The organism is Bradyrhizobium sp. MOS001, assembly GCF_004634465.1.
Lineage (GTDB): Bacteria > Pseudomonadota > Alphaproteobacteria > Rhizobiales > Xanthobacteraceae > Bradyrhizobium > Bradyrhizobium barranii.
This window is the reverse complement of record NZ_SPVJ01000050.1, coordinates 1-26,538: the sequence shown is the minus strand read 5'-3', so window position 1 is coordinate 26,538 and position 26,538 is coordinate 1. Positions and strand designations below refer to the sequence as shown.

Here is a 26,538-nt window from a genome sequence, read left to right as displayed (position 1 = left end):
AAACCCGCCATCGGCGGGTTTGTCCATGCTCCCGCCAAAGGCCGAGGCTTTTGAGATTGCCCCTCCTCGAGCAGGAGTCATCAGCCCACTACGGTCACAGGCCGACGGGCGGTTGTCGGGGGACTCCATCCCCATCTGTACATCCAACCTAGCATGGAAATCGCACCGGACAAGTGGGCGGGGAACGTCTGTCTTCGGCTCGATGCTGCTGGACGCTCCGGAATGATGGCGTGAGCGATCGCGCATGTCCCCGTGGCGCAAGCGCGGCAACACGGCGGCAGCTTTGCGTGACGTGCGCATTCCCAACTCGCGAATTCCTAACTGGAATGTGAAGCGCAAGCGATCTTCGGACTTTGCGGCAAGGCGATTGCATGTCACCATCGCGTCATACGACGGGAGACTGCGATGCGCATGCTGTTCTCGATCGGGGCTGTGCTGGTGGCCGGCGTACTCGCCGGAGGGGATGTCGCGGGCATCGCGGCACCAGGGCCCAAATTTGAACCGAGCAAGAGTTCGCCACAACGGCTAGCGGCCGATCGGGACGCGCAGACGGTCGATGTCGAGCTGGTCCTCGCGGTCGACGTCTCCTACTCCATGGACATGGATGAACTCGCGATCCAGCGCGAAGGCTATGCGCAGGCGATCCAGTCGAAGGAATTCCTCCAGGCGCTGAAGCTCGGGCCGAATGGCCGGATCGCGGTGACTTACTTCGAATGGGCCGCTTCCAGCGATCAGAAGATCATCATCCCGTGGCGGCTGGTCGACGGACCGGAGACGGCGGACGCGGTCGCCGCCGAGATCTTGAAGACGCCGATCCGGCGCGCCTCGCGCACCTCGATCTCCGGGGCGATCACGTTCGCGATGCCGTTGTTCGACGAGGATCCCTATCGCGGCTTGCGCCGCGTGATCGACATTTCCGGTGACGGCCCCAACAACAATGGCGGCCCGGTCACGGCGGCGCGCGACGCCGCGCTCGAGAAGGGCATCGTCATCAACGGCCTGCCGATCATGGTCAAGGAGCCGTCCTATTCGACCATGGATATCGACAATCTCGACTACTATTACGAGGACTGCGTCATCGGCGGTCCCGGCTCCTTCGTCATCACGATCAAGGATCGCGACAAGTTCAAGGAAGCGATCCGCACCAAGCTCCTGATGGAGGTCGCGGGCCGCATGCCGGAGCGCCCCGTGAGGCGCGTTGCCGACAAGGAGCCACGGGTCAGCTGCTTGATCGGCGAGAAGATCTGGTCGGACCGCTGGGGGCGCTGATCCGCACCACCCCGAATGAGACCTTTTGCCCTGTCCCGCCCGCGGTCGAATTTAACCACGCGTTAACTGCTGCGTGGCCCTAATCGGCCTGCTTCCGGTTGTTTCCGGATAAAGTTCTGACTTCGCCGTCCGGCGCGCGAACAGAAGCGGGTCTGTCAGACAAATCCGCCGAGCAATCCAATGGCCATCGTCACATCGAGCACCAGCCAGATTTCGCCCGCCAACGAGCGGGTGTATCACCAGAGCAGTCTGGTGGGTGACTGGAAGGGCAATTGGGCAGGCAACAACCAGGCCGTCGGCTTCAAGGTCGTGAACATCCGCGGGGCCAGGGCCCAGATCGAGTACACCCATAACGGGCACACCGAGCGCGGTATCGGCGAGGTCAATGGTGCAACGATAAGCTACGGCAACGTCACGGTCGGCACCAAGGACGGCAAGAACCTGGTGCTCCTGTTCTCCTCGGGCGTTGGCAAGCAGAGCGCGACTTTGCAGAAACAGGCGCCGGCAGGTTCCGACAGCATCCTCATGGGAAGCTGGGGCGGCTATTCCGCCGACATCGGCAAGAGCGCGAGCTTTCGCGTGTTGGCCATCAACGGCAAGGAGGCGACGGTCAGCGTCACCACCGACGGTATCACCCGCCAGGGCACCGGCTACGTCTACAGGAACGTCATCATGTTCGGGCAGTCGCAGATATCGACCGACAACGGACAAAACGGCAAGATCATCTATCAGGTCGGCTCCAAATCCTTCACTGTGCCGGTGACGAAATATCCGCCTGCGGATTCGTCGTCCTCGGTGGACAGGACGGCCTGAACGTCAGCCTCCCTGGGCGGCCGGCGGCCCCCTCACCATTTCGGCGCCCGCTTCTCCACGAACGCCCTCAAACCCTCCTGCGCTTCGTCCGACGTCGCGACATTGCAGAAATCGTCCACTGCACTTGCGATGCTGCGCCGGTAGTCGAGATCGATCTGGCGCATGAAGGCGGCGCGGCCCATCCGCAGCACGGCGGCCGACTTGCCGGCGAATTGCGCCGCGAGCTTGATCACCTCGGCGTCGAGCTCGGCATCGGCAACGACGCGGTTCACCACGCCGAGCTCGCGCGCCTCCGCGGCGGTGAAGACGCGGCCGGTGAACAGCAGCTCGAAAGCGCGATGACGTCCGACGATGCGCGGCAGATGCGCGTAGTGGATCGCGGGAATGACGCCGACGTCGATCTCGGGATAGCCGAACGTCGCGCTCTCGGTTGCCAGCACCACGTCGCAGGACACCGCCATGGTCATGCCGCCGCCGCGCGCCGCGCCTCCGACCGCGGCGATCGATGGCTTTCCGAGCCCATACTGGGCGTCGTAAAGGTCGATATAGAGCGCCTGGAGGAATTCGCGGATCTCGGCGCCGGATTTCCCCAGCAGGATGTCGAGGTCGAGGCCGGCCGAAAAGCGCTTGGCGATCGCGCTCGCCAGCACGACAACGCGTGCTTCCGGATCGTTCGCCGCGCGACGCAGGGCCGCGACCACCGCACGGATGACTTCGAGGCTCAGTGCATTGACAGGCGGGCGGCGCAGCGTGATGCGGGCGATGTTGCCTGCGCGTTCGTAGGCGACTGGATTGTCAGATGTCACCGGGTTCTCCATGCTTTCGGGAAACGTGCGGCATCGATCGCGGTGGTGGCGCGGTTATTTCGCGTCGAGCGGCGGCAGCGGCGGGACGCTGTCGTTCGGCGCTTCCGCCTTGTTCGGCGACAGCTTACGGTGCGGCTTGGGCCGTGCAAGACCTCCAGCGCGCATGTTAGACTGCGTGCATGAGATTGCTTGCCGGATGGAGGGACCAATGACCGACGAACACCCGATGATGGCCGGCTCCGCCACCGTCTTCGTCGTGTCCGACATCACAGCCAGCCTCGCCTATTACCGCGATGTGCTCGGCTTCGAGGTCACCTTCGAATACGGTCAGCCTCCGTCCTACGCCTGCCTCTGCCGCGACGAGGTCGGCCTGCATCTGCTTGCGGCGGAGGTAACGAAGCGGTTGCCCGGGCACGGCGGCATCTGCATCTTCGTCAGGGACGTCGATCAGGTCTATGCCGAACTATCGGGACGCGGTGCCAGGCTGCTCAACCGGCCGGAGGACCGCGACTATCGTATGCGCGATTTCGACGTCGTCGACGCCGACGGCAATCAGCTCACGTTCGGTATGGGAACGGACGACGCGGCCTGACATCGCCGGCCGCGCGCGTCCGCCGTTGCATCAGATCCGGGCCTCCAGGATCAGGTTGAAGGGTGTTTCGGCGGCGCGGCGGAAGCGCGACAGGCCGCCTTCGCTGGCGACCTTGCGCAGCCTTGCCTCGCCGGCTTGAGCGCCGAGCGCGAGGCCGACCTCCTGATCGAGCGAGGCCGGCGTGCAGATCATGGTCGATGCCGCATAGTAGACCCGCCCGACAGGATTGAGATTGTCTTCGAGGCGGTCGCCTGCGAACGGCTCGACCAGCATGCAGGTGCCGTCCTTGGCCATGGTCTCGCGCACGTGGCTGATGGCGCCGACGGGATCGCCCATGTCGTGCAGGCAATCGAAGAAGCAGACGAGATCGTAGCCCTCGGCCGGATAGGTCTTCGCCGAGTGAACCGCGAAGCTGACACGATCGCCCAGCTTCGCCTCAGTGGCCGCCTTTCGTGCGGCCGCGATCGAGCCCTCGTGATAGTCGAAGCCGTAGAAGCGGGAGTTCGGGAAGGCCTCCGCCATCAGCCGGGTCGAGACGCCGTGCCCGCAGCCGACATCGGCGACCTTGGCGCCGCGCTTCAGCTTGTCTACGACGCCTTCGAGCGCGGGCAGCCACTCCTGCACCAGATGATGCATGTAGCCGGTGCGGAAGAACCGGGCGGTGCCGCAGAACAGGCACTCGCTGCGACGATTCCAGCCGACGCCCTTGCCGGACTTGAATGCGTCCGTAATTTTCGGCTCGTCGAGGAACGCCGCGGCAATGACATTGCCGACCGCGCCGAGGAAGACCGGGCTGTCCTCATCGGCGAGCGCCAACGCCTGCTCCGGCAGCATCGAGAACTTGCCGGAAGTGGAGTCGTATTCGACGTAACCAGAAGCCGCCTGGCTCGCCAGCCACTCGCGGACGTAGCGTTCGTTCGTTCCGGTGGCGCTTGCGAGTTCGGCAGAGTTCATGGGTCCCTTGGCGGCGAGGGCGCGGTAGAGGCCGAGCTTGTCGCCCAGCAGGACCAGCGATGCGTTCATCGCCGCACCGACCTCGGTGATCATCTTGCCCATAAAGGCATTCAACCTGTCGGAATCGACCTCCATGACAGCCTCCATGTTGTGTCTGGCATTTTCAAAGGTCTGCGCAATTGCGTCTTGCCGGACTGCCCCGGCCGATCAGGATCGAGGCGACGGCTCGCGTTCGCGCGTCCTCTATGTGGGTCAATCCGTCGCGCAGGAGGTTCAACACGTCGGGATAACGTAATTTTGGAACTCGATGGCGCGACCACCGGCATCGCGTCACTGGTATTCGCGTGGTCCCCGGCGTATAATTTCCGCACTTTTTTGACGGTCACCTGAATGTTCAGCCTTGCACGTTCCTGCGGTCTCGCAACTCTCTTCGTGGTGCTCTGCCTCGGCGGAGCGCCGGCTCATGCGCAAGTCGCGCCGCTGCAATATTGGATCCCGGGCGGGCCTTTCGGCTTTGGCGGCAGCGCCGGCCAGAGCTCCGATGGCTACGGCAATTTTCCGAGCTTCAAGGGTGGCGATGCCAACGCGGGCTATGATTTTCGTCCCGGTTTCTTCGTCGGAAGCGAACGCGGCAACCTAGGCCTGGGCGGACTCAGCCAGCCTGCGCCGGCCGGCAATTTCAGCGCGCTCTCCTACGATGGCACGCAGTTCGGTTACAACTACAAGACCGCGGGCGGCATGCCCGTCACGTTCTTTGCCGGGTTCGACACGCTGAAATACAATGGCGGCATCGGCAGCTCGCTCGCCCCGCTCACCTCCGGCGCCTCGCCCGGCTACGGCGCTTTCGCGGGTGTCGAGTTCAAGCCGACCCCCAACCTCAGCCTGTCGTTCGGCGCCGGTTTCACCCAGCAGCAATCGGGACGCATGGACAGCGACATCAATTCGTCAATGCTGCCCGGCGAGTCACCGGCGTTGGGCGGCTTGCGGCGTTGAGCGCTCACACGTCCGTTTCGCCGCCCGCTTGACCGCGGCCGCGTTGGCCTACGACAAGCCGGCCACCAGCGGGCGTTGCAGGTGCTTCGCCATCAGCTCTGCCGCCTCGGCGTAACGCCGCGTTTCCAGAACCTCGAGCAGGCGCAAATGCTCGCGCACGTGCCGCCGCATACCGTCGCGGTCGGCGAAGCTGCGATAGGCGAACAGGCGTCTGATTGAATTCACGCGCCGGAGCGATTCAAGAAAGAAGGGATTGCCGGCGCCGCGAATGATCTCCTCATGGAATTCGCAACCGGAAAGAAAGACCTCGCCGATCGTCATCTTCTCGAGCTCGCCTTCGAACACGCGCAGCTGGCGCTCGCGCAAGCGTGCAATCACCTCCTGCGGCAGCGCAAAGCCGGGCTGGGCGATTGCCGCAGGTTCGATCACCGCGCGAAACGCCATGGCCTTGGCGTGAGCTTCGGGGTTCGAGACCGTCTCCGCGAAGCGCCAGCCATAGCCCGGCAGGCGTGCAATCCAGCCCTCGGCAGCGATCCGGTCAAGCAGCCGCTGCAACTCGGCCCGGCTGAGGCCATAGCGGCGCATCAGCTCCGCCTCGGTGACGTCAGCCGGCAGTCGGCTTGCGAGCACGTCGCCTGCGATGGACGTATAAACCTGTTCGCTGCGCCTGACCGCCGCGAGGGCTGGCTGGGCTGCGCCGCTGGTCGGATGCTTGGCCAGCACGAACCCGCGATGTGGCTCGCCGCGCGCGAGCCCTGCCGCTTCCAGAGCCTTGAGGCCGAGCCGGATCGGCGCGCGTGAAAGATCGAGCGCATCGGCAAGCCGCTGTTCGATCAAGCGATCGCCAGCCTTCATGCCTTCGCGTCGGGCGAGCGCCATGATCAGCCCGGCGAGGTGCTCAGCGCGCTCGGAACCGCCTTTGCTTGAAGCGGGCGGTCGGGAATTGTCGGAGGCGGTCATTGCAGTGCACGCGGATTTTGAGCTTGACAGATTGTCCCACGGATTGTTCTTTTACGCAATAATATACAATCGAACCAGGGAGAGCCTGATGGCGCATGCGCCGGATGTCCTGATTTGCGAGGTCGGCCCCCGCGATGGACTGCAAAACCTGGACGTGTTCGTTCCCACCGAAGCCAAATGCGCGCTGATTGATACGATCGCCGCCGCCGGCATGCGCGAGATCGACGCGGGATCCTTCGTGCCGCCGAAGGTCGTGCCGCAATTCGCCGATGTCGATGCGGTGATGGCGCACGCGCTCGCGCACAGGACCGCGACCATCGGTGCACTTGTGCCGAACGTGAAGGGCGCCGAGCGCGCCATCGCCGCCGGTGTCGACGCCGTCTACTTCGTCATCTCCGCCAGCGAGACGCACAACCGCGCCAATGTGCGCCGCTCGATCGAAGAGCAGCTCGACGGGTTTCGCGCGGTCCGCGCCGCGATCGACGCCTCTCCGGCGGGCCGGCGGCCGCACCTGATGGGCGCGATCGCCACCTCCTTCGGCTGCTCGCTGGAGGGCGAGGTGAGCGAAGCGGCGGTGTGCCGGGTCGCGCGCGCCTTTGCCGAGGCCGGTGCCGACGAGATCGGGCTCGCCGACACCGTCGGCTACGCCACCCCGAAACTGGTCAGGCAGATCGTCGAAGCCGTCAGGCGTGAAGTCGGATTGCAGATGACGCTGCGGCTGCATCTGCACGACACGCTCGGTGCTGGCCTCGCCAATGCCGTCGCCGGCCTCGACGCCGGGATCCGGCGTTTCGACGCCGCGGTATCAGGACTTGGCGGCTGTCCGTTCGCGCCTGGTGCCCGTGGCAACATCGTCACCGAGGATCTCGTGTTCATGCTGGAACGCATGGGACTTTCGACCGGCATCGACCTCGATCGCCTGATGCAGACGCGCGAGATTCTGGCCCGCCATATCCCGGCAAAACATCTGACCGGGCACCTGCACGAGGCCGGAATTCCCAAGGTGCTGCGGAGGGCGGCATGACGGCGGCGGCGCCCGAGGCGGCAACGGAGCTCCGTCCGCTCGCCGGCCTTCGGGTCATCGAGTTCAGCCAGATGGTGATGGGGCCGAGCTGCGGCTTGATCCTCGCCGATCTCGGCGCCGACGTGATCAAGGTCGAGCCGCCCAAGGGCGACCGCACCCGCTACTTCAAGGGACCGGCTGCCGGCTTCTTCGCCACCTACAGCCGCAACAAGCGCAGCATCGCGCTGGATACGTCGACCGCGGAAGGCCAGACCATCGCGCGGCGGCTGATCGAGAGCAGCGACGTCCTGATCGAGAATTTCCGACCCGGCCTGCTGAAGCGGATCGGTCTCGACTACGAGTCGGTTGCCGCTTTTGCGCCACGCCTGATCTACTGCTCGCTCAAAGGCTATTTGCCCGGCCCCTACGAGAATCGCCTCGCGCTCGACGAGGTCGTGCAGATGATGGGCGGCCTTGCCTACATGACGGGCCTGCCGGACCGGCCGATGCGCGCCGGCGCCTCGGTCAACGACATCATGGGTGGCATGTTCGGCGTGATCGCGATCCAGGCTGCGCTGGCCGAGCGGCAGCGCACCGGCCGCGGTCGCTACATCCAGAGCGCGCTCTACGAGAACAACGTGTTCCTGATGGCGCAGGCCATGATGTGCGAGGTGGTCAGCGGCCAGCCCTCGATCCCCTATTCGATCAAGGACAGCCCCTGGCCGGTCTACGATCTCTTCGACACCAGGGACGGCTCGAAGCTGTTCGTCACCATCGTCGGTGAAGAGCAGTGGGAGGCGTTCTGCCGCGCCTTCGATCGCGAATCCTGGCTTGCCGATCCGCGCTTTGCGACGAGCAACGACCGCGTCGACCATCGCGGCTGGCTGATTCCGGAGATCGCGAAGATCTTCAAGCAATGGGACAAGGCCGATCTCGCGGCGCGCCTCGAGCAGCTCGATCTGCCCTACGCGCCGGTGAACAAGCCCGGCGATCTCTTCGACGACCCGCATCTGAACCAGTCGGGCGGGCTGACCAACATTCACCTGCCTGACGGCGGCGAGGCAAAAACGCCGCTGTTGCCGATCTCCATGGACGGCCGCCGGCTGCCCAACCGCTACGATCCGCCGCAGATCGGCGAGCAGACGCGCGAGATCCTGGGTGAGATCGGCGTTTCGTCGAGCGAAATCGAAACGCTGCGAAAGGCAGGAACCATTCGGATCGCGCCTGGGCCGTCCTGACGAACGGATCGATCAAACAAGAATCAACGGAGGAGCACATGAACATCACCAGGCGCCAGGCGCTGATCGCGGGCTCCACATTGGCCGGCGCGTCGATGCTGCCCGGGCAGCTCCGCGCCGAGACCAAGCAGGTATCGCTCGCCTTCGGGCCGGTGTCGCCGGTCTACGCCATCGGCATGATTGCCGAGCTGAAGGGTTACTTCAGGGACGAAGGTCTCGACTCCAAGCTCGTCACCGGTAACGCCGGCACGTTCGGCCGTCAGACGCTGGCGGCGGGACAAGCCGTGTTCGCGCATGGCGATGCCAGCCACCCGCTCCAGCTCAGTGCGCGCGGCAAGCCCTGCAAGATCCTGCTCGCGACGGAGATGGTGTGCTCCTACGCCAACATCGTGGTCCGGCAGGACCTTTACGACGGCGGTATCAATTCGGTCGAGAAGCTCGCGGAGCACAAACGGCCTGACGGCGCCAAGCCGATCGTCGCGGCCACCGCGATCGGGTCGGGCACCTGGGTGTTCGGCACCTATGTGTTCGAAACGCGCGGGCTCGGCGACAGGGTGAACTGGGTCGCCGGCGGCGGGCCCAACACGATGTTTCCGTCGCTGCAGACCAAGCAGTTCGACGCAATCATGGCGCCGCCAAGCTGGATCGTCGAGGTCGAGAAGAAGGGCTTTGGCAGGACGATCTACGACACCTCCAAGCCCGGCGTATTCGAGAAGGATTTCGGCGGAACGCTGCCCGTGCTGGTGATCTACACGCTCCAGGACACGATCGAGCAGGACAAGGCGACGGTGCAGGCCTATGTGAATGCGATCCACCGCGCGATGGCTTTCGTGAAGGCGACGCCGCTCGCGGACGTGCAGGCACTGGTCACGCCGAAATATTTCTCGGGCATCGACCCCGATGCGGTCAGCGCCGAGCTCGGCTTCGACAAATCGACCTGGGCCTATGACGGCGTCATCGACAAGTCCTCGTTCGAACGCGGAGCCAAGCCCTGGTACCGCAAGGGAACGGATATTCCCGAGACGAAATACGAGGATGTCGTCGACATGAGCTTCCTCCAGGCGGCCAGAGCGAAATACAAATGATCGCCGCGCCAAGCCCGGGATTCGCGCTCGCGCGAGACGAGGTTGAGAGAGCGGAGACGCGAACCCGCATCGCGGTGCGAGGTCTCGCCAAGCGCTTCAACGCGTCGGGCCGCGAGTTCGTGGCGGTCGATGACGTTTCCTTCGAGGTCAAGCAGGGCGAGTTCGTCGCGCTGCTCGGTCCGTCCGGCTGCGGCAAGAGCACCATTCTCAACATGGTCGCGGGGCTATTGCCGCGCTCAGGCGGACGCATCCTGATCGATGAGGACATGGTTGAGACCGGTAAGGTCAACCCCAGGGTCGGCTATGTCTTCCAGCGCGACACACTGTTTCCCTGGCGAACCGTGGAGCAGAACATCGGCTATGGGCTGGAGATCGCGGGGCTGCGAAGGACCGAGCGCGCCGGGCGCGTCGCTTCGGCCGTCGAGAAGGCCGGGCTCTCCAGCTTTGCACAAAGCTTCCCCAGCACGCTGTCCGGCGGCATGCGCCAGCGCGTCGCCTTGATGCGCACGCTGATCATGGAGCCCGAGATCCTGCTGATGGACGAGCCGTTCGGCGCGCTCGACACCCACACCAAGCTCGAGATGCACAAGACGCTGCTGGAGATATGGGAACGCGAGCGGCAGACCGTGCTGTTCGTGACCCACGATCTCGGCGAGGCCTTGACCTTGGCGAGCCGCATCATCCTGCTCTCGGCGCGGCCCGGGAGGCTCAAGGAAGATTTCGACGTCGCGATCCCGCGGCCGCGCGATCCCGTGGACGTCCGCGAGACCGCCGAATTCGGCCGCCTCTACTCTCACATCTGGCATTCCCTCGGCGAAGAATTCCGCCGCACCAGGGCCGAATGATCATGTCCAACAGCCGTAGCGCCGTCCTGTTCTGGCAAGTGGCCATTCTCGTGGTGGTTCTCGTCGTCTGGCAGTGGGGCTTCGAATGGAGCAAGGCGCTGTTGCCGAAGGCCTATGTGCCGAAAATCCTCGATCCGTATTTCGTCGCCAAGCCGTCGTTGATCTGGCAGAGCTTCCTGCGGCTCGGCTGCTTTGCCGATCCCGCCGGCTTCGCCGCCTGCATCAACGGCAACGACAACAATCTGTGGCTCGCCACGCTCGTCACGCTGAAGAACACCTGGTGGGGTTTTCTTTTCGGGTCCGCGAGCGGAATCGCGGCCGGCCTGGTCCTCGGCCGTTCGGACTTCCTGGCCCGCGTGTTCGGGCCCTATGTCGTGGCGCTCAACTCGATACCGCGCATCGCGCTGGTACCGCTCGTCATCCTGATCTTCGGCCTCGGCGATCTCTCCAAGATCGCCACTGCCTGGCTCGTCGTGTTCTTCGTGGTGTTCTTCAACACCTTCGAGGGAACGCGTGCGGTCGACCGCGACCAGATCGCCGCTGCCCGTCTGCTCGGCGCCAGCGAATTCATCGTGCTGCGCACGGTCGTGATCCCTTCCGCACTGGCCTGGGTGTTCGCGTCGCTGTTGCCGGCGGTGTCTTTTGCGCTGATCGGCGTCATCGTTGGTGAGTTCATCGGCGCCGAGCGCGGGCTCGGCAAGCTCATCATCGAAGCCGAGGCGCGCGCCAATGCCAGCGAGATGATGGTCGCCATCTTCGTCATGATGTTCGTCGGAATCCTGTTGGCGATCGCGGTGCGCTCGCTGCAGTCCTACTTGCTGCGATGGCAGCCGCAATTCGAACCGTCGGCATAGCAGTCTGGAAGGGTTCGGACGGTGAGCGGCAGGTAGCGCGTCAGCGCGTGAACCGCGCCACCAATTCCACATGCGGCGTGTGGCGGAACTGATCGACCGGGACAACGGTCTCGATCCTGTAGCCGCCGTCGATGAGGAGCCGGGCGTCGCGAGTGAAGGTTGCGGCGTTGCACGACACCGCGATCACGACGGGTACCTTGCTCGCAGCGAGTTTCAGCGCCTGCGCCTGCGCGCCCTGGCGCGGCGGGTCGAACACCACGGCGTCGAAGTCGCGCAGCTCCGGCGGCACCAGCGGGCGGCGGAACAGGTCGCGCGGTTCGGCCTTGATCGGTTTCAGCCCTGGTGTGCGCGCAGCCTTCACGAGCGCGGCGACGGCGCCGGCGTCGTTGTCATAGGCGGTGACGCGCGCCTTCTCGGCGAGCCTCAAGGCAAACGGGCCGACGCCGCAGAAGAGGTCGAGAACCTCCTTGGCCTTGCCGACACGCTCGGCGACGAGCGACGCCAGCGTCTCCTCGCCCGCGACCGTTGCCTGCAGGAACGAGCCCGGCGGCAGCGTCACCTCGGCGCGGCCCATCCGTACCGTCGGCGGCAAGCGTTGCAGCACCAGTTCGCCGTGCCGCGTCAGCCGCGCCAGCCGATGCAGCTCCGCAACGCGCGAGAGCGCCGTGACCAGCGCCGTCGGCAGCGGGCCGGAGCCGCGCACGTCGACATCGAGGCCGTTGGCGGTCGCGGTGACCTGGATGTCCAGCGGCTTCGTCGCCGCCATTCTGGACATCAGGGATTCGGCAAGCGCCCAGGCGGCATCGAGCGCACCCTCGAGCCCGGGATCGAGGATCGGGCAGCGATGGATCGGGATGACGTCGTGCGAGCTCGCCGCCGAGAAGCCGACCTTGAGGACGTCATGCGTGCCGAACCGGCCGTGCAGCGTGACGCGCCGGCGCCCCGCGCCATGGGCATCGACCAGCGGCGCCACCTCGCAATCGATGCCGGCCTGCGCCAGCGTCTCGACCACGATGCCGCGCTTCCACGCGTGATAGGGCTCAGCCGCCCAGTGCTGGATGGCGCAGCCGCCGCAGACGCCGAAATGCGGACAGAACGGCTCGATGCGATCGGGGCTGGCGACATCGACCGCGAGCAGCTTGCGGCGGTCGGGATGGCTGCCGGCGACGTGGTCGACCTCGACGGTCTCGCCGCCAAGCGTGTAGGGCACATAGACGGCATCGCCCGCTGCGAGCGAGACGCCGTCGCCGCGATGGCCGACGTGATCGATCCTCACGCGCTCAACCACGGCGCGCGCCCAGGAAGAATTCGATATTGCCGTCACCGCCGGTGATCTGGGAGGGGAACACCTCGATGTCGGTGCAACCGAGCGAAGCGGCAAAGACCGCGATGTCGTCGCAGATCTCCTGATGCACGGCGGCGTCGCGGATGATGCCCTTCTTGTTGTGCTTCCTGTCAGCCTCGAATTGCGGCTTGATCAGTGCCAGTAGGCTCATCGGCGCGGCTGCCAGTGACAGCGCCACGGGCAGCACCGTCTTGAGCGAGATGAAGCTGACGTCGATGACGACGACGTCGGGCCGCGCCGGCAGCCGTTTGCCGTCATAGCTGCGGATGTCGGTCTCCTCCATCGACACGATTTTGGGATGGTCGCGCAGCGAGGGATGCAGCTGGCTGGTGCCGACATCGATGGCGAACACCAGGCTGGCGCCGTTCGCCAGCAGCACCTCGGTGAAACCGCCGGTGGAGGCGCCGACATCGAGGCAGACATGGTCCTCGATCTCGATGGGGTAGCGCTCCAGCGCGCCGGCCAGCTTGACGCCGCCGCGCGACACATAAGGATGCGCAGGCTCGGCCACGATCACCGCGTCCTCGGCGATCGTCTCCGAGGGTTTGGCGACCTGCTTGTCGTCGGCGGTGACGAGCCCGGCCTCGATCGCCGCGCGCGCCCGCGCCCGGCTCTCGAACAGGCCGCGCTCGACCAGCAGAACATCCGCACGCTTGCGGGCAGGGGACATCGGATCTCCGGAGGCGACTGAAGCGTCGAAGCGTCTATGTAGCGATCAATCGCGCGGCCGCCATCCGGACGCAAGCCTCGAACGCGGCCAGATCGTGCCAGACGTCGATCGGCATCTGCGCCGGCGTCACCAGCGGGCAGCCGTGCAGCTCCAGCGCATGGATCATCATGAGGTTGTCGACGAGGCCAAAATCCTCGACCGTCAGCCCCTGTGCATCGACCAGCCGTCCGTCCTCGGAGGTCACGTCCATGAAGCGGCCGACGCGGTCGGCATAGACGGCGCCGTCGTTGGAATAGGCCAGGCAAAACTTGCGGCGGCCGGCCATGTAGCCGAGCTCATAGACGGTGCCGGGGTCGGCGCCGGCACCGCGGAACGGGGTGAGGTTGGCGATGATGGCATCGGCTTCGTCCATCATCGCCTCGTTGCCGCAAAAGATCTGCCGCGAGGCGTCGGGCGAGGTGAGATCGATGGCGTTGTCGAGGGGATAGAGGCCGGTGAGCCCGTGCGCCGCGCAGATCGCAGCCTTTTGCCGGCCGATCTCAACCGCATCCGGCAGGAACACGTCGGGCCCTGCCAGATAGATTTTCATGAAGGTCGCGCTGGTTCGCGAAGGTCGAAGCTCGCCGTCAGGCGAGCTTGACCGTCTCGGTCTTGACGTCCTTGCCCAGCGCCTCGAACACCTTGGCGACGATGCCCTTGGCGTCGAGACCGGCACGGCCGTACATCGCGGCCGGCGTGTCGTGGTCCTGGAACACGTCGGGCAGCACCATCGAGCGGAACTTGACCATGCCGCCGTCGAGCGCGCCCTGATCGGTCAGGTACTGCGCGACATGCGAGCCGAAGCCGCCGACCGAGCCTTCCTCGATCGTGATCAGGATCTCGTGGTCGCGGGCGAGCTTGAGAACCAGCTCGGTGTCGAGCGGCTTCATGAAGCGCGCATCGGCGATCGAGGTGGAGAGGCCGTGGGCGGCGAGTTCGTCGGCCGCCTTCTCGCATTCGGCGAGGCGCGTACCGAAGGAGAGCAAGGCGATCTTGCTGCCTTGGCGAATCATGCGGCCCTTGCCGACCTCGAGCGGAACGCCGACTTCGGGCATCTCGATGCCGCGGCCTTCGCCGCGCGGATAGCGCAGCGAGCTCGGACGGTCGTCGATCGCGACCTGGGTCGCCACCATGTGCACGAGCTCGGCTTCGTCGGCTGCGGCCATGATCACCATGTTCGGCAGGCAGCCGAGATAGGCGTTGTCGAACGAGCCAGCATGCGTCGCGCCGTCGGCGCCGACGAGGCCGGCGCGGTCGATGGCGAAGCGGACGGGCAGGTTCTGGATCGCGACGTCATGCACGATCTGGTCGTAGCCGCGCTGCAGGAAGGTCGAGTAGATCGCGCAGAACGGCTTGTAGCCCTCGCTCGCAAGACCGGCGGCGAACGTCACCGCGTGCTGCTCGGCGATGCCGACGTCGAAGGTGCGGTCGGGGAAGGCCTTGTTGAAGATGTCGACGCCGGTGCCCGACGGCATCGCCGCGGTGATGGCGACGATCTTGTCGTCCTTCTGCGCTTCCTTGACGAGGCTCTGGCCGAACACGTTCTGGTAGGCCGGCGCATTCGGCTTGGCCTTGGCCTGGGTGCCGGTCGCGACGTCGAACTTGACGACCGCGTGATACTTGTCGGCGGAAGCTTCCGCCGGGCCGTAGCCCTTGCCCTTCTGGGTCACGACGTGGACCAAGATCGGGCCGGTCTCCATGTCGCGCACGTTCTTCAGCACGGGCAGCAGATGGTCGAGGTTATGACCGTCGATCGGGCCGACGTAATAGAAGCCGAGCTCCTCGAACAGCGTGCCGCCGTCCATCATGAAGCCGCGCGAATATTCCTCGACGCGGTTGGCGCGGTTGGCGATGATCTTGGGCAGGCGCTTGTTGATCTGCTTGGCCGCATCGCGCAGCGTGCGATAGGTCTTGCCGGAGTAGAGGCGCGACAGATAGGCGCTCATGGCGCCGACCGGCGGCGCGATCGACATGTCGTTGTCGTTGAGGATCACGATCAGGCGCGAGTTCATGGCGCCGGCGTTGTTCATGGCTTCATAGGCCATGCCGGCTGACATCGCGCCGTCACCGATGACGGCGATAACGTTGTTCTTGCCGCCGGAAAGGTCGCGCGCGACCGCCATGCCGAGGCCGGCGGAAATCGAGGTCGAGGAATGCGCCGCGCCGAACGGATCGTAATCGCTCTCGCTGCGCTTGGTGAAGCCGGACAGGCCGCCGCCGGTGCGCAGCGTGCGGATGCGGTCGCGCCGGCCGGTGAGGATCTTGTGCGGATAGGCCTGATGGCCGACGTCCCAGATCAGCCGGTCGCGCGGCGTGTCGAAGACATAATGGATCGCGGTGGTGAGCTCGACCACGCCGAGGCCGGCGCCGAAGTGACCGCCGGTCACCGAGACGGCATCGATGGTCTCTTGCCGCAGCTCGTCGGCGACCTGGCGAACCTGCTCGATCTTGAGCTTGCGCAGGTCATCCGGCGTATGGATGGTGTCGAGAAGCGGCGTTTTACTGTATGCGTTCACGGCGATTTCCAATTTGTCAGCGCCGGAAGATCGTTCCGGTGCGCGATGGGTTTGCACAATATCGGCGCAGCGCGAGTCCTTAAACCGTCGGAGCCACCTGCATGGGGCAGGGCCCCGTCTTCAAGCTTAGGTGAGCCTAGGTGCGCTCCGGTTCAGTCCCTGTGATCCCTGTCACTTAGATCGGCTTCGTCCGTCCCAGCCAATTTCATTAGCAGTTTGAAGCGCTTGTCGTCGGTAATTTGTGCCCACGCAAGGCTTGCAAAAAGCCACACTCCGCGCAGCTTTACACCAAAGCTTGGGCCAAAGCCAACCCGCAGGGTCGTTTAGGGGTATGCACCTGCAACCCGCGGGCCAGCTTGGTTAATCTTGGCGCCGGCGGATGGGTTCCAGTCTTGCCCGGTTCCTCGCCTGCATTTTGGGCGAGAGGAAGGCCGTTTTGGCCAGATTCGCGAGCCCGAGAGGCCCTGGCCGGGGGAACTCTTCGATGTCAGTGCCTGGCCGCCGAGGGCTGTAAGCCCAAACAGCGGCGTGCGATCATGAAAAACTGCAGATGGCCGATGCTTGAGGCGGGCGGCTTGAAACGGGGACCTTACTGCACGTCGAGCGGTGCGGTGCCGGTGGCCTGGCCGCTGGCATCGGTGGTGATCTTGTCGACGCGTGCCTCGGCTTGGCGCAGCAATTCCTCGCAGCGGCGCTTCAGCGCCTCGCCGCGCTCGTAGATCGTCACGGATTCCTCGAGCGGCACCTTGCCGTCCTCGAGCCGCTTCACGATGGTTTCGAGCTCCTCGATGGCGCGTTCGAAGGTGAGCCTGGAGACGTCGACTTGGGTATTTTCGGCCATATCCGTTTCCGATTGCCCGCTTCACGTGAGAAAAAGCGCAGTTTTGCGGGCGTAATGTGGCGGGTGCGTCAAGCGCCCATCAGGGCGCCGACATGCGCCGTAACAGATTCTTTCAATCCTTGCAGGTCATAGCCGCCCTCGAGCACCGAAACAATGCGGCCCCCTGCGGACTTGTCGGCAAGGTCCATCAGCTTGCGCGTGACCCACGTGTAGTCCTCCGCGCGCAAATTCAGCGAGGCCAGCGGATCGCGGTAATGCGCATCGAAGCCCGCGGAGATGACGAGAAGCTCGGGGCTGAATTTTTCGAGGCGCGGCAGGATCAGTTGCTCGAACGCGGCGCGGAATTCTGGTCCGCCGTCTTCGGAAGCGAGCGGCGCATTGACGATGGTGTCGTGGTCGCCGCGCTCGCCCTTCGCGCCGGTACCCGGAAACAGCGGCATCTGATGCGTCGAGCAGTACATCACGGTCTGATCGGACCAGAAGATGTCCTGCGTGCCGTTGCCGTGATGCACGTCGAAATCGACGATGGCGGCGCGCTGGATGCCGTATTTGCGCTGCGCATGACGCGCCGCGATCGCGGCATTGTCGAAGAAGCAGAAGCCCATCGGCTTGCCGATCTCGGCGTGATGTCCGGGCGGGCGCACCGCGACGAAGGCGTTGCGATGCTCGCCATTCATCACCGCTTCGGTCGCAGCCACCGCGCCGCCGACGCCGCGCATCACCGCTTCCCACGTGCCTGGTGACATCGAGGTGTCGCCGTCGATATAGACCTGACCGCTGGTCGGCGCGATGTGGCGCAGCTCGGTGACGTAGTGCTCGTTGTGGCAGAGCGTCACGAGATCGAGATCGCCTTCCGGTGCCAGGTCGCGCGCCAGGAACTGGAAGCGCTCCTGCGACAGCGCTTCCTCCACCGCCCGCAGGCGGTCGGGCCTTTCAGGATGTCCCGGGGGCGTGACGTGGTCGAGGCAGGCCTTGTGGGAGAGGAGAAGCGTGCTCATCAGGTCGGCCTCACAGGGAACGGGCTCTTGACGTCGCTTGGCGCATCCCGAGCCAAAACGCAAATGCAAAAAGCAATCTAAGCGCTTGGGCGGGAATGGCAAAGGGTGGTTCCGGACAAGTCCGTTTGATCCGGATCAATTCACGCGCAGGATGCGGGTGGGCGGCAGCGGACCGATCGGTCCGTGTGCCCTGAAGAAGGCGAACAGCGCGTCCGCGTCGTAGCCGCCATATTGCTGTGCTGTGCCTTGTTTGGCGGCCGTAAAACCGTCGCCGCCGACGGCGAGGTAATCGTTGACGGTGACGCGGTAGCCGCTTCCAGGCTCGATCGGCTTGCCGTTGAGCGTCATCTTCTCAAGGCTGATTCGCTCGCCGAACGGTTTCGTCGCATCCCAAGTGTAGCTGAACCCGTTCGAGACCTGGAGAATCCGCGGGCGCTTCGGATCGAGCCATTGCTGCTCCAGCATGTCCTTGAGCTGGCTGCCCGTGAGCGTCATCGTAACGAGGCGATTGCGGAACGGCTGGCTCGCGAACAGTTCGCCGAACGACACAGCGCCGTTCTCCTTCGGAACAATGTCGGTGCGGATGCCGCCGGGATTGGTGAGCGCGATGACAGCGCTGCCATCCTTGGCGTCCTTCGTCGCGGCGAGCTGCGCGTCCGCGATGACGTCGCCGAGCGCGCTCTCGCCGGCCTCGTTCGGCACGCGCGACAGCGTCTGCGTCACCGATCCGGCCGGGCGATTCGCAATCGGTGCCGACAGCTTGTCATAGGCTTCGATCAACGCGGTCTGTTCGGGATCCTTCGCCAGCGAGGCATTGGCGACGATGACGTTCTCGGCTTTGGCGCTGACGATGTCGCGGGTTACAGGATCGAGCTTGAGGTCTATCGCGGTGACCAGCGTGCCGTATTTGTCGCCGCTGGTGACGAGCCGCCCGTCGATGTCGCAGACATAGGCGCGGTGGGTGTGGCCGCTGACGACGACGTCGACGGCGCGGTCGAATTTCTTGACGATGTCGACGATCGGCCCCGTAATGGCGGGGCATTCATTGTAGTCGCCTGAGGGCTCACCGCCCTGGTGGATCAGCACCACGATTGCCTCGACGCCGCGCGCCTTCAGCTGCGGCACCAGCGCGTTCACCGTCTCGGCCTCGTCGCGGAATTCGAGCCCGGCAATGCCTGAGGGCGAGACGATGCCCGCGGTCTCCTTCAAGGTCAGTCCGATGAAGGCGACGGGGATGCCCTCGAACTCCCTGATCTCGTAGGGCGGCAGTACGCTCTTGCCGGTCGCGGTCTCGATGGTGGAAGCCGCGAGATAATGGAACTTGGCGCCCGTGAAGGGATGCGGCCCCTGGCAGCCGTCGACCGGATGACAGCCGCCGTTCTGCATCCGCAAGAGCTCGGTCTTGCCCTCGTCGAACTCGTGATTGCCGACCGAGGTGATCGCAAGCCCCATCATCGAGAGCGCCTCGACCGAGGGCTCGTCGTGAAACATTGCCGACAGGAACGGGCTCGCGCCGATCAGGTCGCCGGCGGCAACGAAGATCGTGTTTGTATGCCCCTCGCGCAGCTGCTTGACCAGCGTCGCCATGTACTCCGCGCCGCCGGCCACGACCATGACCTTCTTGCTTTTGTCTTCGGGATCATTGATCCGGATGCCGCCCGGCGGCGGACGCAGATTGCCGTGGAAATCGTTGATGGCGAGAATGCGCAGCTCGACCGGCGCCGCGGTTTGGGCCGAGGCGGGGAGGGCGATGGCGAGGGCGGCAAGGAGGAATAGGAAGGCGTATCGCATGGAACAAGTTTAGTCGTTCCCCGCGAAGATTTCACGAACGTTCTCGCTGTCATTCCGGGGCGCGCGTAGCGCGAGCCCGAAATCCATTCATCCACCAACTCTGCCGCACGATGGATTCCGGGCTCGCGACTTCGTCGCGCCCCGGAATGACGACCATTGGCTGGGCGCCGGCCGCCCCCTACCTCTTCTTCCGGTTTGCAAACGCCTTGAACGCGGCAATCGCCTCGTCCGACTTCAACCGCTCGCCGAACAGATGGGCCTCCTGGTCGATGCGGCGGGTGAGCTCCTCGGGCGCGGCGCGCAGCAGCTTGCGCGAGGCCGCGACCGCCTCGGCCGGCAGCCGGCAGATATCGCGCGCCACCTTGCGCGCCTCGACCTCGGTATGTCCCGGCGAGACCACGGTGTTGACGAAGCCTGCCGCGTGCGCCTCCGCGGCGGTGAAAGTCCGCCCCATCACCAGCATCGCGAAGGCGCGCTGGTAGCCCATCGTGTTCGGCATCAGGAGGCTGGCCGCGCCGACCGGAACGAGCCCGAGATGGATATAGGGCGCGGAGAAGGTCGCGGCGTTCGAGGCGAGCACATAGTCGCAATGAAACAGCATCACGGTGCCCATGCCGATCGAGGCGCCATCGACGGCCGCGATGATCGGCTTGACGTTGAGGGCGAGCGAATAGAGAAATTTTGCGCCGTCCGACAGCGTCTCGGAATTCGGTTCGGCCTGCATGAAGTCGTCGATGTCGTCGCCGGCGGTGAATACGCCGGAGCCGCCGGTGATGATCATGCAGCGGATGTCGGGATTGTTCTGCGCGGTGTCGATCGCGCGGCTCATCTCGCGATACATGTCCTGCGTGATCGCGTTCTTCTTGCTCGGGCGGCGCAGGGTGATGACGCGTGTTCCGCGCTCTTCGGTGACGACGATGTTGCCATTCGGCATGAGAGCCCCCTGCGGTCGCCGCGACGCTTGCCTTGGCGAGTCTCGCAAGCCTCAGCCTACATCATCTTGCAGGCGTGCCAATCCGCCCGCTCGACCTTTTCGAGAACGTCCCCGTGAGTTCGCCGCATGGCGCGCTGTCGTTTTTCTGATCGGGAACCGCACCGCACCGGATCATGCCGGTTGTATTGCTTCGCACATGCAGTTGCGCATTGCAACAAATGGCTACAATGTTTCATTTGAAAAACCGGGGGTTGTAGGGCACGATTGCCCAATGCCGGTTCCTTTGGCCGATTGTTCGTTTGATGATTGCCGCAACGGGCGTTGACGAATCCTCGCTGCGTTATCGCGGCTGGCGCGTCGTGCTGGCCTGTTTCCTGATGGCCTTCTTCATGTTCGGCTTCGGCCTCTATGGCCAGGGCGTCTATCTCGCCGAGCTCCAGCGCGCCCATGGCTGGCCGGGCACGCTGGTCTCCGCGGCGAGCACCTTCTCGTTTCTCCTCACCTCCGTGCTCGTCATCTTCACCGACGATCTGCTCGCCCGCATCGGGCTGCGCGCGCTGATCCTGAGCGGCCTGTCGGCGCTCGGCGCTTCGACCGTGCTGCTGGCGCTGATGCAGACGCCCTGGCAGCTTTATCTCGCCTATGCGCTGATGTCGGTCGGCTGGACCGGCATGGGCACCGTGGTGATCGCCACCGTGCTGAACGCCTGGTTCGAACGGCGCCGCGGGCTCGCGCTCAGCCTCGCCTTCAACGGCGCGACCTGCGGCGGCATCGTCCTCGTTCCGCTGTTGTTGTCGCTGACCGGCAGCATCGGCTTCCAGTCCGCCATGCTTGCCGCCACGATGGCGATGGTGGTGCTGGTGCTGCCGGTGGTCGTCATCTTCATCGGCTGGCCGACGCAGATATCGCCGGCATCGGGCGGCCGCTCGTCCGCTGGCATGGCCGCGCCGGCCCATTCCCGCAAGACGCTGCTCGCCAACGCGGCGTTCTGGACCATGGTGCTGCCGATCGCGATCGCGCTGCTGGCACAGATGGGATTCATCATCCACCAGGTGACGTTCCTCGAGCCGCTGATCGGGCGTTATGCCGCAGGCCTTGCGGTCACCATCATGGCGGCGATGGCGGTGGTCGGCCGCCTGTCGCTCGGCCTGTTCGTCGACCGGCTCGATCCGCGGCTCGCCTGTGCGGCGTCGATGACGAGCCAGGCGGTGGCGCTGTTCGTGCTTCTCCAAAGCACGAACCCGACCGTGCTGCTCGTCTGCTGCGCCGTCTACGGCTTCTCGATCGGCAACATGATCACGTTCCCACCCTTGATCATCCAGCGCGAGATCGGTGCTGCCGCCTTTGCCGCCGCAATGGGATTGGGCACGTCGATCAGCGGCGTCGTCAGCGCCTTCGGCCCCGGCATCATCGGCCTCGTGCGGAGTTTCACCGGCAACTACACGAGCGCGTTTGCGATCTGTGTGATGCTCGATCTCGTGGCGGCTGGAATCGTGCTGTGGCGGCCGGGCCGACGCGCGAAGCTTGCGGCGTCGTAGCCACCCTTACCCCAACAACACCGCATCCGCCGCCGCGACCGACTCCGCGCTCTCCGTCACCGTGCGCTCCAGCGCGCCGGCCTGCACCGTGATGTTCTCGGCGAAGAAGCGCGCGAGCGAGACGTAGCGCGCGGCGTCGGTGTTGCCGTCGGACTTGGCGGCGAGCGCCTCGGAGGCCAGCATGCAACCGCCGAGCGTCGAGCCGAACTGCTGGAGGTACGGCGTCGCGCCGGCGAGCGCCTCGTTCGGCGCGGAGGTCACGCGCTCCAGCAGCCACTTGCTGGTGCGCGTCAGCGCCTCCAGCGCCTCGCGCAGCTTGATACCTGTGGTGCCGAAAGCGGGATCGTTGGAGGCTTCGACCTGCTTCACGGTTGCCGAGAGCTCGTCGAGCAGCGCCCACACCGCAGCGCCGCCATTGGCCGCGAGCTTGCGGGTGACGAGATCGATCGCCTGGATGCCGTTGGTGCCCTCGTAGATCGCGGTGATGCGCGCATCGCGGTAGTGCTGCGCGGCGCCGGTCTCCTCAATGAAGCCCATGCCGCCGTGCACCTGCACGCCGAGATAGGCGACCTCGTTGCCGATATCGGTGGAATAGCCCTTGGCCATCGGCGTCAGCAGCGCCGCGCGTGCGGCGGCGTCCGCGCGGACCTTCGGATCCCTGGCGCGCGTGGAGACGTCGATCGCGACCGCGGTCGCATAGCAGATGGTGCGTGCGGCCGCGGTCTGCGCCCGCATCCGCATCAGCATGCGCTTGACGTCGGGATGCACGAAGATCGCGTCCGAACCGTCACCCGTCTTGCCGATGGCGCGGCCCTGCTTGCGCTCCTGCGCATAGGCCAGCGCCTGCTGGTAGGCGCGATCGGCGACGCCGACGCCCTCCAGCCCGACGCCGAGGCGGGCCTGGTTCATCATCGTGAACATGCAGCGCATGCCCTGGTTCTCTTCGCCGACGAGGAAGCCGATCGCGCCGCCATGATCGCCCATGGTCATGGTACAGGTCGGGGAAGCATGCATGCCGAGCTTGTGCTCGACGCCCGACGCATAGATGTCATTGCGCGCGCCGAGCGAGCCGTCGGCATTGACCATGAACTTCGGCACAAGGAACAGCGAGATCCCCTTGGTGCCGGCGGGCGCATCGGGCAGGCGCGCCAGCACGAAATGCACGATATTGTCGGTCATGTCGTGCTCGCCATAGGTGATGAATATCTTCGTCCCCTTAATGCGATAGGTGCCGTCGGCCTGCCGCTCGGCGCGGGTACGCAGCGCGCCGACGTCGGAGCCGGCCTGCGACTCGGTCAGCTGCATCGTGCCGGTCCATTCGCCGGAGACGAGCTTTTCCAGATAGATCTTTTTCAGCTCGTCGCTGCCATGCGCATCCAGCGCCTCCATTGCTGACGCCGTGAGCAGCGGGCAGAGGCCGAAGGCGACGTTGGAGGCGCTCCAGATCTCGGTACAGGCGGCGTTGATCGCGATCGGCAGGCCCTGGCCGCCGAAATCCTCGGGGCCGGAGACCGCGTTCCAGCCGCCCTCGGTCCAGCGCTTGTAGGCGTCCGGCCAGCCCGGCGCAGTCGTGACCTTGCCATCGCTGAGCTTGATGCCGTGCTCGTCGCCGACCTGGTTGAGCGGCGCCAGCACGTCGGTTGCGAACTTGCCGGCTTCCTCCAGCACGGCGCTCACGATGTCGCCGTCGAAATCGCCGTAATGGCCGGCCTCCACGGCAGCCTTGAGGCCGGCGCCATGGTTGAGCGACAGCAGCATGTCTGAGATCGGCGCGCGGTAGGTCATGGCTCACTCCCGTGGACAGGTATTGGCGCCGTATTCCCATGAAACGGGGGAGGTCTCAACTGCCCGAACGCCGGGACTGCGCCGGCCCGGAACGGCGCCGCCGCCGGGCTAATAATAAAGGGTGGCACGGCCAGCGCCGGCCCCGGTCCTGGACCTCAGGTATTTTGCCCTTCCAGGCGGTTGAAATGCCGCGCCGCTCCCTATAGACCGGCTGCGACCAGCGGGAATCTGCGGTAGCCGGTTCTTCCGCCCATTCCCTGGTCGCCTGTTGGGGCGTAGCCAAGCGGTAAGGCAGCGGATTTTGATTCCGCCATTCGGAGGTTCGATCCCTCCCGCCCCAGCCAATTGATATTGCTTACCAAATCGACGTCATCGTTGCCCCATTTGGAGAGCGGATGGCGCTGTCCGCTGGAGACGTTGCTGTTTTTGTTCGCCACCATTCACTCAGAACATCTTCCAGAAACTCGAGATCAGTTACCCGGACGGTGTTCGCGAATTCCGCACAACGATCGCGCGGGTCGCTGAAGATAAGCTGACCACCTGTAGGACTGAGCGCAGTACGAGTGACGGTCGTACCTTGTGAAAGGATCGTATCAACTGCCGCCGGGCTGAGCTCGTGAGTCATTTCAGCGGAGCCAACTAGCTGTTGGCTTGAGCCGATAGCGCGGGTGAGCCGAGAGGACTACCACTGAAAATTTATTGCAGCGACGATCAACAGCCCGAAGAAGATCACGAGGCTGGTCGCACTTAATTTTCGTGGGCAGTTGTAATCCGATTCCAGAGTAGCCATTTATGGTTTAGCGCAGCCGGATCGCTCTCAGAACCTATTCCCGTTGCGCAAACTTGATCGGACCCAACCATGATCGAGTTTCCGAATTTCAGTCGTTCATATGACCGAACGCGGCATGCCGTGCGTTTTTGGGGATACGATAGCGCGTTAGAGGCATCGTTCTTCATAGAGGAAGACGCGCTGAGGCGACTTGAACCGGGCGCTCACTCCAACAATGAATCGGATTTCCTGAGCGCATTCGATTCCAATCGTGATGTGATATGTGCCGCCGCTGCCAGGGTGTACGTCCGCGGCAGCAGGGGCTCTTACGATCTGGTCGCCGCCAATTTTTGAGACGAAGCCTCACGTCTTGATGGACGCGGAAGACTTCGTTTACGGCACGTGCTTCATTACGACTGCCAATCCAGAATAATCACAAAAGCCAGGGAGGATCGCATGAAATTCCGTCCGCTCCATGACCGCGTCGTGGTCAAGCGCATAGAGGCCGACGACAAGACAGCCGGTGGCATCATCATTCCGGACACCGCCAAGGAGAAGCCCTCCCAGGGCGAAGTCATCGCCGTCGGCCCCGGTGGCCGCGACGAAGCCGGCAAGCTGATCCCGATCGACCTGAAGGTCGGCGACCGCGTGCTGTTCGGCAAGTGGTCCGGCACTGAAGTCAAGATCGACGGCGTCGACCTGCTGATCGTGAAGGAAAGCGACATCATGGGCGTCCTCACTGATCTGCCGGCCGCCAAGAAGAAGGCCGCGTAAGCGCCAGCCGGTTTTCCTTACCCTGAGGATTCGGCGTAGCCGGGTTCTCGAAGGATGAGGCCCGCAATTCAAATCTCATCCCTCAAGAGCTCGCCAGTTGCGCGGCCTTTGGGATCTGACCAGTTGAAAACGGAGATCGCCATGTCAGCCAAAGAAGTCAAATTCGGCGTCGATGCCCGCGACCGCATGTTGCGCGGCGTCGAAATTCTCAATAACGCGGTGAAGGTCACGCTCGGTCCGAAGGGCCGCAACGTCGTGCTCGACAAGTCGTTCGGCGCTCCCCGCATCACCAAGGATGGCGTCACCGTCGCCAAGGAGATCGAGCTCGAAGAGAAGTTCGAGAACATGGGCGCACAGATGGTGCGCGAAGTCGCCTCCAAGTCAGCTGACGCGGCCGGCGATGGCACCACCACCGCCACCGTGCTCGCGGCTGCGATCGTGAAGGAAGGCGCCAAGGCGGTTGCCGCCGGCATGAACCCGATGGACCTCAAGCGCGGCATCGACTTGGCAGTGGACGCCGTCGTCGCCGACCTCGTCAAGAACTCCAAGAAGGTCACCTCGAACGAGGAGATCGCCCAGGTCGGCACCATCTCGGCCAACGGCGATGCGGAGATTGGCAAGTTCCTCTCCGACGCCATGAAGAAGGTCGGCAACGAGGGCGTCATTACGGTTGAAGAAGCCAAATCGCTCGAGACCGAGCTCGAAGTCGTCGAAGGCATGCAGTTCGACCGCGGCTACATCTCGCCCTACTTCGTCACCAACGCCGACAAGATGCGCGTTGAAATGGACGACGCCTATATCCTGATCTACGAGAAAAAGCTCTCCAGCCTGAACGAACTGCTGCCGCTCCTGGAAGCAGTCGTGCAGAGCGGCAAGCCGCTCGTTATCATCGCCGAAGACGTGGAAGGCGAGGCGCTTGCGACCCTGGTCGTCAACCGTCTGCGCGGCGGCCTGAAGGTCGCGGCCGTCAAGGCTCCGGGCTTCGGCGATCGCCGCAAGGCCATGCTGCAGGACATCGCGATCCTGGCCGGCGGCCAGGCGATCTCGGAAGATCTCGGCATCAAGCTCGAGAACGTCACGCTCAACATGCTCGGTCGCGCCAAGAAGGTGATGATCGACAAGGAGA

At 64.6% G+C, this 26,538-nt stretch carries 25 protein-coding genes, 1 tRNA gene and 1 riboswitch; of the genes, 14 read left to right on the top strand and 12 right to left on the bottom strand.

What is annotated here, in order from left to right:
• Positions 1 to 64 precede the first annotated feature (64 nt).
• A riboswitch (Fluoride riboswitch) is annotated at positions 65 to 142 on the bottom strand.
• A gap of 263 nt (positions 143 to 405) precedes the next feature.
• A complete protein-coding gene (locus CT676_RS36365) occupies positions 406 to 1,269 on the top strand; it encodes a DUF1194 domain-containing protein (RefSeq protein WP_063984919.1) in 864 nt (287 codons plus the stop codon).
• A 180-nt stretch (positions 1,270 to 1,449) separates the two neighbouring features.
• Positions 1,450 to 2,082, top strand: coding sequence for a hypothetical protein (locus CT676_RS36360; RefSeq protein WP_071916058.1), 633 nt, complete (start codon positions 1,450 to 1,452; stop codon positions 2,080 to 2,082).
• Between the two features lie 32 nt (positions 2,083 to 2,114).
• Here CT676_RS36360 and CT676_RS36355 read toward each other — a convergent pair whose 3' ends face one another.
• Entirely contained in the window at positions 2,115 to 2,888 is a 774-nt protein-coding gene (locus CT676_RS36355) for an enoyl-CoA hydratase/isomerase family protein (RefSeq protein ID WP_085401329.1), read from the bottom strand.
• A gap of 208 nt (positions 2,889 to 3,096) precedes the next feature.
• Here CT676_RS36355 and CT676_RS36350 point away from each other — a divergent pair, with 208 nt between their 5' ends.
• Entirely contained in the window at positions 3,097 to 3,480 is a 384-nt protein-coding gene (locus tag CT676_RS36350; RefSeq protein WP_135216536.1) for a VOC family protein, read from the top strand.
• Positions 3,481 to 3,510: 30 nt separating this feature from the next.
• Here the strand turns inward: CT676_RS36350 and CT676_RS36345 are convergent, their stop codons facing one another.
• Positions 3,511 to 4,569, bottom strand: coding sequence for a methyltransferase domain-containing protein (locus CT676_RS36345; protein WP_085401328.1), 1,059 nt, complete (start codon positions 4,567 to 4,569; stop codon positions 3,511 to 3,513).
• A 255-nt stretch (positions 4,570 to 4,824) separates the two neighbouring features.
• Here CT676_RS36345 and CT676_RS36340 point away from each other — a divergent pair, with 255 nt between their 5' ends.
• A complete protein-coding gene (locus CT676_RS36340; RefSeq protein WP_085401282.1) occupies positions 4,825 to 5,427 on the top strand; it encodes a hypothetical protein in 603 nt (200 codons plus the stop codon).
• A 48-nt stretch (positions 5,428 to 5,475) separates the two neighbouring features.
• On the opposite strand, the gene CT676_RS36335 is transcribed toward CT676_RS36340, so the two are convergent.
• Positions 5,476 to 6,387 (bottom strand): GntR family transcriptional regulator, encoded by a 912-nt coding sequence (locus CT676_RS36335; protein ID WP_081369470.1) that lies wholly within the window; start codon positions 6,385 to 6,387, stop codon positions 5,476 to 5,478.
• A gap of 88 nt (positions 6,388 to 6,475) precedes the next feature.
• Here CT676_RS36335 and CT676_RS36330 point away from each other — a divergent pair, with 88 nt between their 5' ends.
• Genes CT676_RS36330 through CT676_RS36310 form a run of 5 tightly spaced genes read left to right on the top strand, consistent with a single transcriptional unit; the run spans position 6,476 to position 11,412 of the window.
• Complete coding sequence (locus tag CT676_RS36330) at positions 6,476 to 7,411, top strand: hydroxymethylglutaryl-CoA lyase (protein ID WP_244623380.1); 936 nt, start codon at positions 6,476 to 6,478, stop codon at positions 7,409 to 7,411.
• On the top strand, positions 7,408 to 8,628 hold the full coding sequence (locus CT676_RS36325; RefSeq protein WP_085401281.1) for a CaiB/BaiF CoA-transferase family protein: 1,221 nt from the start codon (positions 7,408 to 7,410) through the stop codon (positions 8,626 to 8,628). The genes CT676_RS36330 and CT676_RS36325 overlap by 4 nt, the downstream gene beginning before the upstream one ends.
• Before the next feature lie 38 nt (positions 8,629 to 8,666).
• Positions 8,667 to 9,713 (top strand): ABC transporter substrate-binding protein, encoded by a 1,047-nt coding sequence (locus tag CT676_RS36320; protein WP_085401280.1) that lies wholly within the window; start codon positions 8,667 to 8,669, stop codon positions 9,711 to 9,713.
• The gene (locus tag CT676_RS36315) at positions 9,710 to 10,558 is read left to right on the top strand and encodes an ABC transporter ATP-binding protein (protein ID WP_085401279.1); all 849 of its coding nucleotides are present in this window, start codon (positions 9,710 to 9,712) and stop codon (positions 10,556 to 10,558) included. The genes CT676_RS36320 and CT676_RS36315 overlap by 4 nt, the downstream gene beginning before the upstream one ends.
• A 2-nt stretch (positions 10,559 to 10,560) precedes the next feature.
• Positions 10,561 to 11,412, top strand: a complete 852-nt coding sequence (locus CT676_RS36310; protein WP_166353707.1) for an ABC transporter permease — start codon at positions 10,561 to 10,563, stop codon at positions 11,410 to 11,412.
• Between the two features lie 40 nt (positions 11,413 to 11,452).
• Here CT676_RS36310 and CT676_RS36305 read toward each other — a convergent pair whose 3' ends face one another.
• The 8 genes from CT676_RS36305 to CT676_RS36270 all read right to left on the bottom strand — a co-directional run bounded on the left by CT676_RS36305 (position 11,453) and on the right by CT676_RS36270 (position 20,546).
• Positions 11,453 to 12,700: a methyltransferase gene (locus CT676_RS36305; protein ID WP_085401277.1), complete on the bottom strand. Its 1,248-nt coding sequence runs from the start codon at positions 12,698 to 12,700 to the stop codon at positions 11,453 to 11,455.
• Positions 12,693 to 13,427 (bottom strand): TlyA family RNA methyltransferase, encoded by a 735-nt coding sequence (locus CT676_RS36300; protein WP_085401276.1) that lies wholly within the window; start codon positions 13,425 to 13,427, stop codon positions 12,693 to 12,695. The genes CT676_RS36305 and CT676_RS36300 overlap by 8 nt, the downstream gene beginning before the upstream one ends.
• Positions 13,428 to 13,461: 34 nt before the next feature.
• On the bottom strand, positions 13,462 to 14,016 hold the full coding sequence (locus tag CT676_RS36295) for a nucleoside 2-deoxyribosyltransferase (RefSeq protein WP_085401275.1): 555 nt from the start codon (positions 14,014 to 14,016) through the stop codon (positions 13,462 to 13,464).
• Between the two features lie 37 nt (positions 14,017 to 14,053).
• Positions 14,054 to 15,982: a 1-deoxy-D-xylulose-5-phosphate synthase gene (gene dxs, locus CT676_RS36290; RefSeq protein WP_028148183.1), complete on the bottom strand. Its 1,929-nt coding sequence runs from the start codon at positions 15,980 to 15,982 to the stop codon at positions 14,054 to 14,056.
• A 589-nt stretch (positions 15,983 to 16,571) separates the two neighbouring features.
• Entirely contained in the window at positions 16,572 to 16,823 is a 252-nt protein-coding gene (locus CT676_RS36285) for an exodeoxyribonuclease VII small subunit (protein WP_008132970.1), read from the bottom strand.
• 68 nt (positions 16,824 to 16,891) lie between these two features.
• Positions 16,892 to 17,821 (bottom strand): histone deacetylase family protein, encoded by a 930-nt coding sequence (locus tag CT676_RS36280; RefSeq protein WP_085401274.1) that lies wholly within the window; start codon positions 17,819 to 17,821, stop codon positions 16,892 to 16,894.
• Between the two features lie 135 nt (positions 17,822 to 17,956).
• On the bottom strand, positions 17,957 to 19,612 hold the full coding sequence (locus tag CT676_RS36275; RefSeq protein ID WP_085401273.1) for a bifunctional metallophosphatase/5'-nucleotidase: 1,656 nt from the start codon (positions 19,610 to 19,612) through the stop codon (positions 17,957 to 17,959).
• A 178-nt stretch (positions 19,613 to 19,790) separates the two neighbouring features.
• Positions 19,791 to 20,546 (bottom strand): enoyl-CoA hydratase-related protein, encoded by a 756-nt coding sequence (locus tag CT676_RS36270; RefSeq protein ID WP_028148179.1) that lies wholly within the window; start codon positions 20,544 to 20,546, stop codon positions 19,791 to 19,793.
• 302 nt (positions 20,547 to 20,848) lie between these two features.
• On the opposite strand from CT676_RS36270, the gene CT676_RS36265 reads away from it, so the two are divergent.
• Positions 20,849 to 22,084, top strand: a complete 1,236-nt coding sequence (locus CT676_RS36265; RefSeq protein ID WP_085401272.1) for an MFS transporter — start codon at positions 20,849 to 20,851, stop codon at positions 22,082 to 22,084.
• Between the two features lie 6 nt (positions 22,085 to 22,090).
• On the opposite strand, the gene CT676_RS36260 is transcribed toward CT676_RS36265, so the two are convergent.
• Positions 22,091 to 23,869 (bottom strand): acyl-CoA dehydrogenase, encoded by a 1,779-nt coding sequence (locus CT676_RS36260; protein WP_085401271.1) that lies wholly within the window; start codon positions 23,867 to 23,869, stop codon positions 22,091 to 22,093.
• Positions 23,870 to 24,138: 269 nt separating this feature from the next.
• Between CT676_RS36260 and CT676_RS36255 the strand changes: the two genes are divergently transcribed.
• From CT676_RS36255 to groEL, 4 genes are all read left to right on the top strand, one after another.
• Positions 24,139 to 24,213, top strand: a tRNA-Gln gene (locus tag CT676_RS36255).
• A 515-nt stretch (positions 24,214 to 24,728) separates the two neighbouring features.
• The gene (locus CT676_RS36250) at positions 24,729 to 24,992 is read left to right on the top strand and encodes a DUF1488 domain-containing protein (RefSeq protein ID WP_063984906.1); all 264 of its coding nucleotides are present in this window, start codon (positions 24,729 to 24,731) and stop codon (positions 24,990 to 24,992) included.
• A 102-nt stretch (positions 24,993 to 25,094) separates the two neighbouring features.
• On the top strand, positions 25,095 to 25,412 hold the full coding sequence (locus CT676_RS36245) for a co-chaperone GroES (RefSeq protein ID WP_063984905.1): 318 nt from the start codon (positions 25,095 to 25,097) through the stop codon (positions 25,410 to 25,412).
• Positions 25,413 to 25,553: 141 nt separating this feature from the next.
• Positions 25,554 to 26,538, top strand: a 985-nt coding sequence (groEL, locus tag CT676_RS36240) for a chaperonin GroEL (RefSeq protein ID WP_135216534.1), incomplete at its 3' end; no start/stop codon positions are given.